The 15,714-nt window shown below is 54.4% G+C and carries 15 protein-coding genes and 2 pseudogenes; all 17 read right to left on the reverse strand.

Features of this window, described 5'->3' with window-relative positions; translation table 11 throughout:
- Positions 1-163, reverse strand: a pseudogene (locus tag GZ1_RS19450) (RNA-guided endonuclease TnpB family protein); the annotation flags it as partial.
- A gap of 140 nt (positions 164-303) precedes the next feature.
- Positions 304-402, reverse strand: a pseudogene (locus GZ1_RS17845) (PTS transporter subunit EIIC); the annotation flags it as partial.
- Entirely contained in the window at positions 402-1,133 is a 732-nt protein-coding gene (locus GZ1_RS00005; RefSeq protein WP_060787654.1) for a GntR family transcriptional regulator, read from the reverse strand. The gene GZ1_RS00005 and the pseudogene GZ1_RS17845, both read right to left, overlap by 1 nt.
- Positions 1,130-1,891: a glucosamine-6-phosphate deaminase gene (nagB, locus tag GZ1_RS00010; RefSeq protein ID WP_083509256.1), complete on the reverse strand. Its 762-nt coding sequence runs from the start codon at positions 1,889-1,891 to the stop codon at positions 1,130-1,132. The genes GZ1_RS00005 and nagB overlap by 4 nt, the downstream gene beginning before the upstream one ends.
- Positions 1,863-3,083, reverse strand: a complete 1,221-nt coding sequence (gene nagA / locus GZ1_RS00015) for an N-acetylglucosamine-6-phosphate deacetylase (protein WP_060787655.1) — start codon at positions 3,081-3,083, stop codon at positions 1,863-1,865. Before nagA ends, nagB begins: the two co-directional genes overlap by 29 nt.
- A gap of 139 nt (positions 3,084-3,222) precedes the next feature.
- Positions 3,223-5,016, reverse strand: a complete 1,794-nt coding sequence (locus GZ1_RS00020; protein WP_060787656.1) for an ATP-binding protein — start codon at positions 5,014-5,016, stop codon at positions 3,223-3,225.
- Positions 5,016-5,741, reverse strand: coding sequence for a response regulator transcription factor (locus GZ1_RS00025; RefSeq protein ID WP_272945220.1), 726 nt, complete (start codon positions 5,739-5,741; stop codon positions 5,016-5,018). Before GZ1_RS00025 ends, GZ1_RS00020 begins: the two co-directional genes overlap by 1 nt.
- Positions 5,742-5,837: 96 nt before the next feature.
- A complete protein-coding gene (gene ccsB / locus GZ1_RS00030) occupies positions 5,838-7,025 on the reverse strand; it encodes a c-type cytochrome biogenesis protein CcsB (protein ID WP_033005273.1) in 1,188 nt (395 codons plus the stop codon).
- The gene (locus GZ1_RS00035) at positions 7,012-8,676 is read right to left on the reverse strand and encodes a cytochrome c biogenesis ResB family protein (RefSeq protein WP_020754616.1); all 1,665 of its coding nucleotides are present in this window, start codon (positions 8,674-8,676) and stop codon (positions 7,012-7,014) included. The genes ccsB and GZ1_RS00035 overlap by 14 nt, the downstream gene beginning before the upstream one ends.
- Positions 8,677-8,689: 13 nt before the next feature.
- A complete protein-coding gene (gene resA / locus GZ1_RS00040; protein WP_011231764.1) occupies positions 8,690-9,214 on the reverse strand; it encodes a thiol-disulfide oxidoreductase ResA in 525 nt (174 codons plus the stop codon).
- A gap of 143 nt (positions 9,215-9,357) precedes the next feature.
- A complete protein-coding gene (locus GZ1_RS00045) occupies positions 9,358-10,089 on the reverse strand; it encodes a pseudouridine synthase (protein WP_011231765.1) in 732 nt (243 codons plus the stop codon).
- 132 nt (positions 10,090-10,221) lie between these two features.
- Complete coding sequence (locus tag GZ1_RS00050) at positions 10,222-10,755, reverse strand: spore maturation protein (protein WP_011231766.1); 534 nt, start codon at positions 10,753-10,755, stop codon at positions 10,222-10,224.
- Entirely contained in the window at positions 10,755-11,351 is a 597-nt protein-coding gene (locus tag GZ1_RS00055; protein WP_012820700.1) for a nucleoside recognition domain-containing protein, read from the reverse strand. The genes GZ1_RS00050 and GZ1_RS00055 overlap by 1 nt, the downstream gene beginning before the upstream one ends.
- Positions 11,344-12,492, reverse strand: a complete 1,149-nt coding sequence (locus GZ1_RS00060) for a D-alanyl-D-alanine carboxypeptidase family protein (RefSeq protein WP_060787657.1) — start codon at positions 12,490-12,492, stop codon at positions 11,344-11,346. Before GZ1_RS00060 ends, GZ1_RS00055 begins: the two co-directional genes overlap by 8 nt.
- Before the next feature lie 349 nt (positions 12,493-12,841).
- Positions 12,842-14,155, reverse strand: coding sequence for a superoxide dismutase (locus GZ1_RS00065; protein ID WP_033005275.1), 1,314 nt, complete (start codon positions 14,153-14,155; stop codon positions 12,842-12,844).
- Positions 14,156-14,511: 356 nt separating this feature from the next.
- Positions 14,512-14,913, reverse strand: coding sequence for a hypothetical protein (locus tag GZ1_RS00070; RefSeq protein ID WP_020754622.1), 402 nt, complete (start codon positions 14,911-14,913; stop codon positions 14,512-14,514).
- A gap of 18 nt (positions 14,914-14,931) precedes the next feature.
- Positions 14,932-15,585 (reverse strand): SMC-Scp complex subunit ScpB, encoded by a 654-nt coding sequence (gene scpB / locus GZ1_RS00075; RefSeq protein WP_033005253.1) that lies wholly within the window; start codon positions 15,583-15,585, stop codon positions 14,932-14,934.
- Positions 15,586-15,714 lie beyond the last annotated feature (129 nt).

Consider the following 15,714-nt stretch of genomic DNA (forward strand, 5'->3'; position numbering starts at 1 on the left):
CGTTTTTCTCATAATTAAGAAATTCCTTGTGTTCAAAATAGTATTGTCTGACATTGTACAATCCGACGTTGTACATGTTCTTGGCAATATGGCACAGTTCTCGAAGAGTCAAGTATTCTTCTTTGGTCAAACCATTTAGCTGTTGTTTGATACAAAAATACATTTTTTCACCTCCCATCTAACTATATTATACCATATTTTACTGAATCTATCCTATTTTCAGCAAAATATAGTTAAGGCGATTCATCTCCCACTTACTCCGCTTCGCTTCGTTGAAGTGGGAGTCTTCTCGCCTAATTAAGATAAATCAGGCTGACCGAGCCGAAGCAGCAATCCTGCCGCCGGCAAAACGGCAATCGGCAACATTAATGCTTTTCCAAGCCGCTGTAAAAAGCCTAACATCATGATCCTCCCCTTTTCATCTCAATCATAAATTTGTACCGGTCGCCGCGGTACACCGATTTGACGACTTCAAGCGGCCGACCGTCGACAAGGTGCGTGCGGCGCTCAAGCAACAGCACCGGAGCCCCTTCTTTCATCTTCAGATGCTCCGCCTCCACCTTGCGGGCGACCGATGCTTCCAATGTTTGAACTGCAGAGCCGATGATCATCCCTTTTTCTTTTTCGATAAATTCATAGACGGAACCGCTTACAACATCACGCGTCAGCCCGGGAACAAGATGGACAGGAATGTACAGCGTCTCCAACGCCATCGGCAAGCCGTCGGCCAACCGAAGGCGGCGGACTTCGTAAAGGTCATCGCCTTCCGTGACGCCAAGTCCTTCAGCGAGCTTCTGAGAAGCCGGAACCATCTCAAAGCTAAGGACGATCGTGCCCGGCTCCAGGCCACGCGCCCGCATATCTTCGGAAAAGCTCGTCAGCCCTTTCAGCGGCTGCTCGATTTTTTGGGCGGCGACAAACGTCCCCTTCCCGCGCCGGCGGATGAGATAGCCATCGTTCACTAAATTGTTGACCGCCTGCCGAACGGTCATTCGGCTGATGTCATACATTTCCGCCAACTCGCGCTCAGACGGGATTATCTCGCCCGGCTGCCATTCTCCTTTTTCAATCTTTTCTTTTATATATTGCTCGAGCTGATAGTAAATCGGAATCGGCGACTGTTTATCGATCATGGCGCATCCACCCGCCGCTTTTCCTTTGGGATGAGCGAGAGCGCCTCGCAGTCGGCGATGATCGTCACGTCCGGATGAAGGTGAAGCGCTGAAGCCGGCAAGTCCGGTGTGACAACGCCTTCGAGAAGCCGGGCCATGGCCTCCGCTTTTTCCTCCCCTGACGCCAACAGCACGAGGCGGCGGCTGCGCAAAATGGTCGCAATCCCCATCGTAATGGCATAGCGCGGCACGTCATCAAGCGATGGGAAAAAGCGGGCGTTCGCTTCCCGTGTCAGCTCGGTCAGCTCGACGACGTGGGTGGCTGTCGAAAACGGCGTCCCAGGCTCGTTGAACCCGATATGGCCGTTGCGGCCGATGCCCAAGAGCTGCAAATCGATGCCGCCCAATTCATCGATGAGCCGCTCGTAACGGCGGCATTCTTCGTCAAGATCAGCAGCCAAGCCGTTCGGCACATGCGTCTCGTGAAGCGGGATGTCAAGCTTTGAAAACAAATGCTCATTCATATAATGGCGATAGCTGTTCGGATGATCCGGACCAAGGCCGACGTATTCATCCAAATTGACCGTGCGCACAAGCCGATACGATGTCCCATGCTGCCGATGATCGGCGGCCAATTCGCGGTACACACCGAGCACGGTCGAGCCGGTCGCCAAGCCGAGAACAGCGTTCGGCTTTTCCTTGACTTGTTTGATGATGATGTCCGCCGCCTGACGGCTCATCTCTGCGTAGTCAGCAGCTTTCAAAAGCTTCATGGCCATCGCTCTTCCTCCTTTCATCCGGTTTGCGATAAGCAAGAACGCCGCGGCAAAACGTCATCATGACTTCATATCGTTCATTCAAAACGACGACATCGGCGTCTTTGCCGGGCCGCAAGCTGCCTTTCCGATCAAGCAAGCCAAGCTGTTTCGCCGGATTCCAGCTCGCCATGCGGATCACCTCTTCAAGCGTGCAGCCAGTATAATCGAGCACACGGCGGATGGCCTCGCCAAGCTTGAGCACGCTTCCCGCCAGCGTGCCGTCGGCAAGCCGCGCCTCTTGGCCCCGAACAGTCACCTCTTGGCCGCCAAGTTCATATCGCCCATCACCTAGACATTTCGCCCGCATGGCATCGGTGATTAATATGAGCCCATCGCTTCCTTTATTCCGGTAAGCGAAGCGGACCATCGGCGGCGCAACGTGCAACCCGTCGGCGATCAGCTCGCACATCACTTCTTCAAACATAAGCACCGCACCGGCGACACCCGGTTCACGGTGATGGATGCCGCGCATCCCATTGAACAGGTGGGTCGCATGCGCCACCCCTGCATGGACCGCCGCTTTTACTTCGTCGTAAACGGCATCGGAATGGCCGATCGAAGCGATCACACCGGTCTGTTTCAAGTAGGAGGCAAGTTCCAGCCCCCCGTTCCGCTCTGGGGCAAGCGTGACAAGGCGGATATGGCCGCCCGCCGCCTTTTGCCAGTGCTGGAACAGTGAGATGTCCGGATCGGCGAGATGGCGCGGGTGCTGCGCTCCGGCGCGCTTCAGCGACAAAAACGGTCCTTCCAGATGAACACCGAGCACTTCGGCGGCTCCCGGCCTGTTCGCCTCCGCCATATAGCGAGCGACGTTGCGAAGCGCGGCTTCGATTTGTTCGCTTGGCGCTGTCATCGTCGTCGCCAGGAAACTTGTCGTCCCTTCCGCCGGCAAGGCGTTGGCCATCTTGTAAAGCGCCTCCGGGGTCGCATCCATGACATCCGCCCCAGCCGCCCCATGAATATGGACATCGATGAATCCCGGCACGATGGAAAACCGTGAGGAAAGCTCGATCACTTCCGCCCCTGCATCAGTTGGGCACGACGACATCGGCCCGATCGCGGCCACTTTTTCCCCTTCGATCAGCACATACCCTTGTTCAATGTTTCCTGTTTCTGCATACACCGCGGCATTTTTCAATATCCACCGCTTCATCGCGATTCCCCACTTTCTGTCTCTCATTATAACATTATATATTCTAGTTGTCTATACCACTAAAACAAATCCGTCAACCAGTTCGCTTCAGCATGAAAGAAGCAGGGAAGCCGTGGCTTCCCCGTTCTTCCAAACGGCGCTACGCTCCTTTCGGTCCGCGGGCCGGCAAATAAAACGAAAACGTCGTTCCTTCGTTCAGTTTGCTGTGAACGGTAATGAGCCCTTTATGCGCTTCGACGATGTTTTTGGCGATGGCAAGGCCTAACCCGGTGCCGGAACGGCCGCGCGTGCGCGCTTTATCGGCTTTGTAAAACCGTTCAAACACAAACGGCAAATCCTCTTCAGGAATGCCGGAACCAGAGTCTTGGACATGGATCGTCACGCCGTCGCCGCTTGGTTCGATGATGAGGCGAACTGTGCCGCCCGATTCCGTATGGCGGATGGCGTTGTCAATTAAGTTCGTCAGCACCTGTTCGATCCGATCCGGATCGAGAGCGATTTCGATGTCCCGATCGCGAAACTCGGCTGTCAGCTCAATCTGCTTTTCTTTCGCCAGCCCGTAAAACTTGCGGATCACCCGCTCGATGTAAGGAACAAGCTTGACTTGTTCGTACTCTAGCTCGATATGGCCAGCTTCCATGCGCGCCAAGTCAAGCAAATCGTTAACAAGGCGGCCCATGCGCAGCGACTCGTCGTAAATGACTTTCGCCATCTCTTTCTTCTCTTCTTCGCTCGCCGCGATATCGTCGATGATGGCCTCGCTGTAGCCTTGGAGCATGGCAATCGGCGTGCGCAATTCGTGCGAAACGTTGGCGATAAAGTCTTTGCGCAGCTTGTCAAGCCGCCGCTCTTCGGTCATGTCGCGCAAAACAGCCACCGCGCCGCGCACCATCGTTTTGCCGTACAGCGGCGTCATTAAAATGACCCACGTCCGCCCCTGCAGCGTCACTTCGGTCGATTGCTCCTTCTCCTCGCGAACGACGCGGGCGAACAGCTCTTTCACTTGCGGCAGCAGCGGGGCCATGGCCTCGACGTCGTTCCCTTGCTCAAAATACCACGCCTGCAAAAACCGCTCAGCCGGCGGGTTCGTAATCAAGATTTCCCCGTCGCGGTTAAACGTGATGACGCCATCGGCCATGCTGCTTAAAATGCTGGCGAGCTGTTCTTTTTCCTGGTTTAAGGCGTTGATGTTAAACTGCAGACGCCGTCCCATTTGGTTGAACGCCATCGCCAGCCCACCGATCTCATCGTTCGTTAAAATCGGCACTTTCATATCGAAATGGCCCCGCGCCATTTCGAACGCGGCTTGCCGCATTTTCCGGAGCGGAGCGGTGATGCGCGTCGACAAGAAAAAGGCAAAAAACGTCGTCATAATAATGGCGATAAAGGCGGCAAGAAAAATGAGCTCTTTCGTATGCTCCGTTGCATCGGCGATCGCCTCGAGCGACTGATAGATAAACACAGCTCCTCGGCTGCCATCCGGCATCGACATCGGCACGCCGACAATGATCATATCACGGGGCAGCTTTTCTTTTGGATGCCGCTGTGGCATATACAAACGCTTTTTCACCGTTTTCCCATCTGTCAGCACACGCCGCAAGTCCCGATCTTGGCGGATCGACGACAGCGGCATATTGTCCAAACCAGCATCGCCAGGCGAATACCAATAGTGCGACTCATCGGCGACGATGACGGCTTTCGTTCGATTGTCCACAAGCGTCCAAGCGATCGAGCGGGCAAGCTGCTCATCGCGGTAATCGTGCATCACCTCGGCCACTTTTGTCGCCAGGCGGGTCAAGTCGTTTTCCGCTTCCTGCACATAATAATCTTCCAAAAATTTAATAAGCAAAATGCTTAAAATAAACAGCACGCACGAAACGAGCAACAAAATCGTAAACCATAGCTTGCCGACGACGCTGCGAAACAGCCACATCAGTCGTTCACTGCCTCAAACTTGTAGCCGACGCCCCAGACGGTGACGATCATTTTTCCCGCCTGCGGCGACGCTTTATTCAACTTTTCGCGCAACCGTTTAATGTGGGTGTCGACCGTGCGCAAGTCGCCGAAAAACTCGTAATGCCATACTTCCTTCAACAGCTGTTCGCGGTCGAACACTTTGTCGGGCGAGCGGGCCAAAAAGAGAAGCAGCTCATATTCTTTCGGCGTTAAGCTGACTTCCTTGCCGTCGACCGTCACCCGGTGGGCATCGTTGTCAATCGTCAAATGCGGAAACACAAGCACGTCTTTCGCCGTCGTCTCCACCGGCGCGTAGGCGGCGTTCGCCGCGCGGCGCAACAGCGCTTTTACGCGCAGCACGACTTCGCGCGGACTGAACGGCTTGACGATGTAATCATCCGTGCCGACTTCAAACCCTTGCACGCGGTTGGATTCTTCGCCTTTTGCCGTCAACATGATGATCGGCGTCGTTTTTTGCTCGCGGATTTCTTTGCACACCTCAATTCCATCTTTGCCCGGCAGCATCAGATCGAGCAAAATGACGTCATAATCATTCGTCAACGCCTTCTCCAACGCTTCATTGCCGTCGCCGGCCTCATCGATCACATAGTTTTCCCGCTCCAAATACATTTTCAAGAGCCGCCGGATGCGCTCTTCATCGTCAACCACTAAAATACGGATGGTTTTTTCTTGTTTTTCCAATGCTTTGCACCCTCCCATCATCAATGGAAACACTCCCTATTTTCTAGTTTACCGAAAAACCGGATGCTCGCCAACAGAGCATCCGGTTGTTTTCCATTATGTTCCGGCGTACGAGTGCAATCCCGCAATGACGAGGTTGACCGCCACTAAGTTAAACATAATAATGGCAAAGCCGATGACGGCGAGCCATGCCGACTTTTCACCATGCCAGCCTTTTGACAAACGAAGGTGCAAAAAGGCAGCGTAAAACAGCCAAGTGATAAGCGCCCACACTTCCTTCGGGTCCCAGCCCCAAAAGCGCGTCCAGGCAATTTGCGCCCAAATCATCGCGAAAATGAGCGCCCCGAGCGTAAACACCGGAAAGCCGATCGCCACCGCCCGATAGCTGATCTCATCGGTCAGATCCAAGTTAACGTTCTTCACGAGCGGCTTGAGTGCGGCGGCAACGCGCTTGCGCAAGAGAAGCCGAAGCATGATGTACAGCGCCGTTCCGGCTATGAGCGACCAGATGACCGTATTGAGCTTTCTTGCATTGATGATCGCCGGCATCTCAACAAGCGGCTCCATGCGGCCGGCGCTTTCTTTCATAAGCTCCCCTTTGTGCGGCCCAACGAGCGCCGGCATATCGTAGATGACCTCAACCGTCTGCTTGTTTTTGTCGACCCACGTGAACTTCGCTTCATACCCAGAAAGACCGAACGCTGTCGAAACGATGACAAAGCCGAGCGTCGTAATTAAGCAAAACATGACCACTTCGAGCCAAAACGTCCGTTTCGACGGCTTCGATTGATCGACGACGCGAATCAAATAGATGAGCCCAGCGACAAAGCTGATGGCCAAAATCGCTTCACCAGCCGCCGCCGTCGTCACATGGATGTGCAGCCAATCGCTTTGCAAGGCGGGAATGAGCGGCGAAATTTCCCGCGGAAACATGCTTGCGTAAGCAATCACAAGCAACGCGACCGGCAGCGCAAACAAGCCGAGCACACTCAGCCGGTAAATGAAATAAATAATAATGAAAGCAGCAACCAGCATCATGCCGAAAAAGGTCGTAAACTCGAACAAGTTGCTCACGGGCGCGTGCCCGGCGGCGATCCAGCGCGTCACAAAATAGCCGACTTGGGCGAGAAAGCCGATGATCGTCACGGAGATGCCGAGCTGCGACCAACGGTCCTTCTCTTGCCGTTCTTTTCGCTTGTCGCGAATGGCGCCGCCAAAAAAGAACGTGCCGATTAAATATAGAACGAACGCGATATAGAGCAACGTGCTGCTAAGCTGTGCCATGTCCATGGACTTGTCCCCCTTGTCCGGCTTTTTTGTCGTTTTCGAGCTGATCAGCCGGCATCATGACGCCGGTGCCGTCAAGCAAACGGCGCAGCTCGTTTTTCAAGCCGAACCAGTTTTTATTCGTGTGCGCGGCGATCCATAGCTCGCCGTTTACCCGCTGCACCCAAATGCGGCGGTGGTTCCAATACATCCCTTGGATGAGCCCAATCATGAAAATCGCGCCGCCTACCCCTAAAATCCAAAGCGTAAAGTCGCGGCGGACGGTCAAACCGGAGACATTGCGGGTTTGAAGCCCTGCGAACGCCATTTTGTATTTGTTGTTGCCAAACGGTTCGATCGTTTGCCGGATGGCGACGAAACTCACTTCCCCTTTCGGCCGGTCCGGCGCGTACATTTTGAACACGAACGCCGGATTGTTCGGCACGCGCGACTTCGTTGACGGATTGCCGTCTTCATCAAACTCAAAATCAGGAAAATAGCTTAATAGCTCAACGCGATACCCATGTCCGAGATTGTACGACTCTTTCGGATCATACAAGTCGACCGTCACCGTGCCGAACGTTTCCCCCGACTGCTTGTCCGCCAACTGAAATGACATCGCTTTCGGCTCATTCAAGCGGAAATCGACTTGGTAGAGCGCATAATGGTCGAACTCCAGCGGCTCGTTGACGCGAATCGGATACTCCTTCACTTTTTCAAGCTTCGGCTTGGCGCCGGGGATCACAGGACCGACACGCTTATACAACACGACGTTTGTTTGATAGTTTTTGGCGATCATCCCGTTGCCGACGCGGTCGATGGCAGCGTTGAACACTTCGTTGTCTTTGCCTTTCTCATATGTTTCAAAAATAAATTTTTCACTCTTTAAAAAGTAGCGGCCGTTCGTCCCAGGAATTTCTTTCGTCTCCCCTTCCGGAATCCACATCACCCGATCGATGTACATGCCGGGAACGGAACGAAGCATCGCCCCGATCAAGAAAATGATGAGGCCGATATGATTGACGTACGGCCCCCAGCGGGAAAACCGCCCTTTTTCAGCGAGCAAATGCCCGTCTTCCTCGCGGACATGGTAGCGCCGCGCAGCCAGCCGTTCTTTCAACACAGCCATCGTCTTGTCGAGATCGCTCACATGCGAGACGCCAAACAACCGCTGCCGCTCTAAAAAGCGCGGATGGCGCTTCACCCCTTGCCGCTTCAAGGCGCGATAAAGCGGAACGACCCGGTCCAAGCTGCAAATGACAAGCGAAACGCCGATTAAGGCGATGAGCAAAATGTACCACCATGAGCCGTACAAGTTGTTAAAGCCGAGCTCATAATACAGCTTCCCTGCCCAACCGTACTGCTGCTTATAATACTCCGCCGGATCGACGTTCGGCGGAATATACATTTGCTGAGGGAAAATCGTGCCGATCGCCGAAGCAATGAGCGTAATGACGATGAGCGCCACTCCGACTTTGACCGACGAGAAAAACGCCCAAATTTGGTCGATCATCGTTTTTTTGTACGTTTGCGACCGGCGGGCGCTTCCTTCGTAGCGCATGTCCAAAATCAGTTTTTCTCCCAAATCGGCAAGCGGCTTGCCGCACGACTCACAAAACGCCGTGCCGTGCGGATTGACATGGCCGCATTCGCATTTGACGTGTTCCATGGCGCAAAACTCCTTACGGTTTGATGCTTTCTAGATGCCGTTCGATGTCTTCTTTCGTCATCGTTCCGGTAATGATTTGTTTTACTTCGCCGTTTTTGTCAATCAAAAACGTTGTCGGCAGCGGCCCGACGTTATAGGCGTTCAATACTTGATCTTGACGGTCGATCACAATCGGAAATGTCAGGCCGAACCGTTCCGCGAATTTTTCAACGCTCAACTTCGGTTCACCGACATTGACAGCCAAAATTTCAACCCCTTGTTTTTTGTAAATCGGGTACAGCTCGTTCATATACGGCATCTCCCGCTCGCACGGCTTGCACCACGTTCCCCAAAAGTTCAAAAAAACGCCTTTGCCGCGATAGTCTGAAAGACGATGTTCATGCCCTTTCAAATCGGTCAGCACAAAATCAGGCGCCGTCGAACCAACAGCGACAGCCGTTTTCTCCGTGAAAAAATTCGTGTAAATCGTATAGCCGATCGCCGCGAGCAACACGAGCAAAATCGCTGTCCTCATCACTAAGCGCTGTTGTTTTTTCATCGTTCAAACCCCTTTACGTTTCTCCTCCCCCACAGCCAACGCTAGAGGGGGAGGCAAGCGGTTCACAATCTCCCATTTTCCATTATAGCAAAGTCCCTCGCTCGTTTATGCGCAAGGATATGAACGTTATGTGACAATCTTCGTCATTTTCTTCCCCCGGATTGGGCAAGGACGCGCAGCAACTTCACCTCATGCGGTGTCAGCTCGCGGTATTCGCCGGGGCGCAGCCCTTTCAAATCGAGAAACGCGTACCGCTCCCGCTTCAGCTTCAGCACCTCGCAGCCGATCGCCTCAAACATGCGGCGCACTTGCCGGTTTCGTCCTTCGTGGATACGGATTTCCACAATGGCTGTCCCCTTCTTTCGGTCGGCGGAGAGCAGCTTCACTTTGGCTGGCGCCGTCATGCCATCTTCCAACTGCACTCCTTGTTCGAGCCGTTTCAGCTGCTCGTGCGTTGGAATGCCTTTCACTTTGGCAATGTACACTTTTTCAATTTCATACCGCGGGTGCATAAGCAGGTTGGCAAAGTCGCCGTCATTCGTCAACAAAAGCAGTCCAGACGTATCGTAGTCAAGCCGCCCGATCGGATAAATGCGTTTGTCCAGATCTTTGAAAAAATCGGTCACCACTTTGCGGCCTCTGTCATCTTTGACGCTGGAAATCACCCCGCGCGGCTTGTACAGCAAATAATATACCGGCTCTTCGCGCTCGATCGGGATGCCGTCGACTTCGACATCATCGCGCGGCCCGACCTTGACGCCAAGCTCCTTGACGACGCGGCCGTTCACTTTCACCCGCCCTTGCAAAATGAGTTCTTCCGCCTTGCGCCTTGACGCGATGCCGGCGCGGGCGATCACTTTTTGCAACCGTTCCATTCTCTCTCACCTCTTTCATCATCTTACCCTTTCCGTCTAACAGATACAAGTGCGGCACTTTTATTTTTCACCTTTCCCGTTCCCTTTGCAAACAAAAAACCCGCCGGACGACGGGAACGAAAAAAGGCGCCGCTAGCGCCCGAATACAAACAAAACGATGAAAACAGAAACAATAAAGCTGAGAATGTCGGCCAAAATGCCGACTTTTAACGCATCGCCCATTTTTTTGACGCCGACGGCGCCAAAATAGACGGTGAGCACGTAAAGCGTCGTCTCCGTACTGCCTTGGATCGTAGAAGCAAGGCGCCCGATGAACGAATCCGGGCCGTAAGTAGCGATCAAATCGGTCGTCATGCCGAGCGCCGCCGTGCCGGAAAGCGTGCGGAGAGCCGCAAGCGGAACGACTTCGGCCGGCAGTCCAATGGCATCAGCCAGCGGTTTGATCACTTCCATCATGGCATCAAGCGCCCCTGAGGCTCGGAAAATGGCGACCGACACCAACATGCCGACCAAATACGGGATGAGCGAAAACGCGATCTCGATCCCTTCCTTGCCGCCTTCCACAAACGCTTCGTACGTCGGCACTTTCTTTGCTGTACCGTAAAGCAAAATAAAAGCGATGAGCGCAGGGATCAGCCAAACAGAAAGAAGTTGGACGATGGCCATTATGGCTTCCTGCCTTTCCGCATCCGTTTCCAATAATAGTACCGGTCAATCAATACCGCCCCAATCGTCGAAATCGTCGAGGCGACGATCGTCGTCCCAATGATCTCGCCAGGCGCCGCTGAACCGTACGTCATGCGGATCGAGATGACGGTCGCCGGAATGAGCGTAATGCCTGATGTGTTCATGGCCAAAAATGTCACCATCGACCGGCTCGCCTCGTCGCGGCCGCCGTTGAGCTTTTTTAGCTGCTCCATCGCCTTTATGCCCATCGGCGTCGCCGCATTGCCAAGGCCGAACATGTTGGCGACCATATTCGAGACGATATAGCCGAGCGCGGGATGGCCGGGCGGCACCTCTGGAAACAAGCGGCGTACGAGCGGCATAAACAGGCGCGCCGCTTTGTCAAGCAAGCCGGCGCGTTCCGCGATCGCCATCAGCCCGAGCCAAAACACTAAAATGCTGACCATGCCGATGCTGATCGTCACCGCTTCTTTGGCGCTTTCAAACACCGCTTTGTTCACTTCGTCCATCGTGCCGTTGGCCGCCGCAAAGACGATGCCAATGACCGCCATCATCACCCAAATGAGGTTAACCATCGCTTCTCACACCTAAAAAGCGAAATGCTTGCCATAAAAACCCTCGGCCGCTTCCTTCCTTTCCCGGTTCATACAGCAGCGGCACCGAATCAACCGCCTTTTGATGCAAATAAAGCACCGCCTTTCCGACCTCTGTCGGCACCCGTTCTGGGTATTTTTTCCATTCTTTGCGCGGCTTCAGCAAATACACTTTCACCTGCAGCCCGCTCTCCTCTTTATCGGTCACCGGATATCGCAAATCGCGGACCGCCTGCAGCCGCCCGCGGTAAAACGGATCAGAAATTTTGTCGACCACCCGCTCGCTGCTCACTTTGGCGATGTGATAATGAGAAAATCCATATTCGTACATAGCGATATGATCATTCCAATCGTCCGGTGCATCCAACGTCACGGCGATCAAATCGACGCCGCCTTTGGACGCCGTCGTCACGAGCGTGCGATGGGCCCGTTTCGTATAGCCGGTTTTGCCGCCGGTGCAATATTCGTAAAGACTTGTCAACAACTTGTTTTTATTTCGCCACACACGCGCGCCGTCTTCGCCGGGCGGAGCGGGGGCGCGGTACACTTTCGTCCCCGAGATGCGCCGAAACTCTTTGTTTTTCATCGCATATTGCATGAGCAGCGCCATATCGTACGCGGTTGAGTAGTGGTTTTCCGCGTCATCCAACCCGTGCGGATTGGCAAACTCGGTATCACGCATCCCGATTTCAGCCGCTTTTTGGTTCATTAAAAAAACAAATCCTTCGACGCTGCCGCCGACATGTTCAGCGATGGCCACCGCCGCGTCGTTGCCGGAACGAAGCATCAGCCCATATACCAAATCGCGCAGTTTGATTTTCTCCCCTTGGCGCAAGTAAATTGACGACCCTTCGGTCCGGACAGCGCGGGCGCTGACCGTCACCGTGTCGTCCATCTTCCCCGATTCAATCGCCAAAATGGCGGTCATAATTTTCGTAATGCTGGCGATGCGCCGTTTTGTATAGGCATCCTTGGCAAACAAAACCCGCCCGGAATGCTGCTCTATCAAAATCGCGCTTTTTGCGCTCACCCCATCCATAGCGCGCATCCGCTCTGGAACAAATGCCATAATCCCCGCAGCGAGTGCAAGAATGAGCGCAATGAGCCGCTTCTGCTTATTCATCTCATATCGGCGAGGATCCCCCTCCTTTAAGGAGCGGGGAGGAATCGCCTGTTCCTCCTTTCCGATTAGGCTGAACGGGCCGCAGCCGAAGAAACGTCGCGGCGGAAACAGGCTGAACCCCAAAGCCGCGTTTTGTACAAGTGTATGCGTCGATGGGACAAATATGATGAAAAAATGCCGTTGCAAGGGGAGACAGCCCTGAACGATCCGCTCCGGCGCTTGCGCTGGGCTCATTGATGACATTTCCCTGCAAAGAGAAAGCCGCTCCCCGAAAAGACGGACAGGTGTCCTGATGGATCGCAGCGCCTGCTCTCCCAAAAAAACGGGCAGGGGGTTCCCCCCCGCCCGTTTAAAACGGCTGCCAACGAAGCTTCCGCGCCTCATGAAAGCGCTCTTCAACGTTGCGCCAGTTGACGACGTTCCACCAATGTTCGATGTACGCCGCCCGATCATTTTTGTATTGCAAATAGTAGGCATGCTCCCACACATCAAGCACAAGAAGCGGGATCACATCCCATTGCGCCATGAGCTGGTGTTTTTCCGCCTGCAAAATTTCCAGCCGGTGCGCTCGCGGCGCCCAAACGAGCAGCGCCCAGCCGACCCCTTCGGCGCTTTTCGCCGCTTCGGTGAAATGACGGCGAAAGGCGGCAAAGCTGCCAAAATCGCGCTCGATTTGCGCCCGCAGCTCCCCGCGCGGCTCGCCGCCGCCCTCTGGATGCATGTTGTACCAAAAGATAGTGTGCAAATAATGCCCGGAGCCGTGGAACGCCGCTTCCCGCTCCCAATGTTTCAACAGATCAAAATTGTTCGTCCGGCGCGCCTCGGCCATCATCCGCTCCGCCTGATTGAGACCGTCGACATAGCTTTGATGATGCTTCGTATGGTGGAGGCGCATGATTTCTTCGGAAATATGCGGCTCGAGTGCATCATAACGGTACGGCAGCGGCGGCAAGACATGACGGCCGGGCGCTACTTGTTGACGCGGCTCACCGCCGTCGTCCGCATCCACCCAGCGTCGCTTTCCATCGGTCACGTTGTCCGCTTGACCCGGCTCGCCGTCAGCTATATCAGGCAGCGAGTCGGAGAGCTCCGCCATAAAAGCCGGCTCTTTTCCGTCCTCAACCCGCTCTGCCGTCCCGCTGGTGTCAAGCCATCCGTCTTCGTTCTCTTTGTTTTCACTCTCCAGTTCAGGCGACACCGATTCCCCTTCGACTTGTTCTTGCGTCGCCTCTTCTTCCCGCTCGGCAGCTGACGAATCAGCCAGGCGGACGGCCCGAGTGTATACGTCATCGACAAGACGCTGGAGCTCGTAAATCGCTTCTTCGGTCCATTCATCGCCGTGTCCATCGATGTACGCCAACAAAGACGAAAGCCCAACATCCTCAGCCATCCTGCGTGCAGACAGCGCCTGTTCAACTTGTCTTCCCCACGCAGCCGCTTCCATGACATACTGGCGAAGCGCACCGACATACACGTCATCGGCAAGGCGCTGAAGCTCGCGGACGGCCTCTTCCGTCCACTCGCCGTCATGCTCGGCAATAAACTCGAGCAGCGACGAAGCGCCATCCGTGCTTGCCCCACGCAAAGCGAGCGTCTCCTTGACTTGATTTCCCCATTCGTTCACCCTAGCCGCATATTGGGCGAACAACACCTGATCGTCCATTTGGTAAAAACCTCCTCCTGTTTTGTTCGCCATATCGTATGCTGTCATGGGGAAATCGTTCTTGTCCGCATTCACCCAAATTCCCGGCCGCTCATACATAGAGGAGCGAGGGCAGTCATCATAGGAAAAGACAGCAAGGAAGAACAGAATCGCCGCAATGCTTCCCTGCGGCGGGTCTGCAAATGAGCCATAGATAAACCGCTCAAAAAAATCGGGCTGACCCAAAACATATTCGCGTTTTGGGTCAGCCCCCCTTTTTTCTGAAAAAGGCAGGCTACTTTGGCAAACTGCCGGCTGCACCAAACGGTTTCCTTGTCCGGACGCACAGAAAACGCGGCGCCAACCGCATTTTCTCGTTACGCCGACCGTTCAGGCAAGCGGCACTCGCCGGTTTCCACCCATTCGCTGACAAGCGCCTGCAGCGTTTTGGCGTCTACCTCGGCAAAATAACGGCGCAATTCCTCTTCATCGTGAATATAGACGCGCTTTCGCTGCCGATACGCCGGATTTTTCCATAAACAGACAAGAGCAATGATGTCGCGCAAATGAATGTCGCGCCCATTAGCCGTAAACAGTGGATCGCTTTCATACGGCAGCCAATCAAGCAGCGCCGCCTCAAAATGGCGCAAATACAACACAGACAGCGTCCGCTCTTCGCCCCCGTCGCGGTACGTGACTTCCGAGCGGTTGAAATAGTCTTCAAACGTGTTCGATTGCGACTTTTGCAGCTCTTCACCGTACAGGCGGCAAACGTTCATGAGCGCTCTCCTTCCCGATCAGCCATTTTTCTTTAGTTTACCATATTCCGGCTGCCCATCGCTCAAATTTTCTGCTAATTTTTCGAAAAATAAATCCGCTTCCCGCTCGGATTCGCCATCGTCCGCCCATTCCGGCAGCGGCGGCAGCTCCTCGAGCGTTTTTAGCCCGAAATAATCGAGAAATTCCGGGGTTGTCCCGTACAAAATCGGCCGCCCGGTTCCTTCGGCTCGTCCAACCTCTTTAATGAGCGCCCGTGCCATCAGCGTCTGCAATGGCTTGTCGCTTTTTACGCCGCGAATTTCCTCAATCTCCGCGCGTGTAATCGGTTGGCGGTATGCGATAATGGCGAGCGTCTCAAGCGCCGCCTGCGACAGCGGCGATGCTCCCGGCGCTTCGACCAACTTCTTTAAATAGGGGGCGTGTTCTTTTTTTGTCGCCAACAAAAACACGCCGCCAAGTTCGACAAGCTGGATGCCGCGCTCTTCCCGTCGGCAGTCTTGTTGAAGCTCCTCGATCACCGCTTTCGCCTCTAGCTCGCTGACTTCCAACACAGCGGCAATTTGTGAAAGCGACAGCCCTTCGTCACCGGCAGCAAACAACAGCGCTTCGACAATCGCCTTCGCCGGCTTGAGCGCGCCGGCTCCCTTTTTTTCTCTTTCGTTTTGTTCCATCGCCCTTCTGCCACGCCAAACTCGTTGGCGCCCCTCCTCCTTTCCTCCTGTTTTCGTCGTTTCCCAAGTCTTCTCACCCCAATGTGAGTCAACTCTCCGCCTTATCATGGCATGGGCAAACAAACAACA

The organism is Geobacillus zalihae NBRC 101842, assembly GCF_001544135.1.
GTDB lineage: Bacteria > Bacillota > Bacilli > Bacillales > Anoxybacillaceae > Geobacillus > Geobacillus zalihae.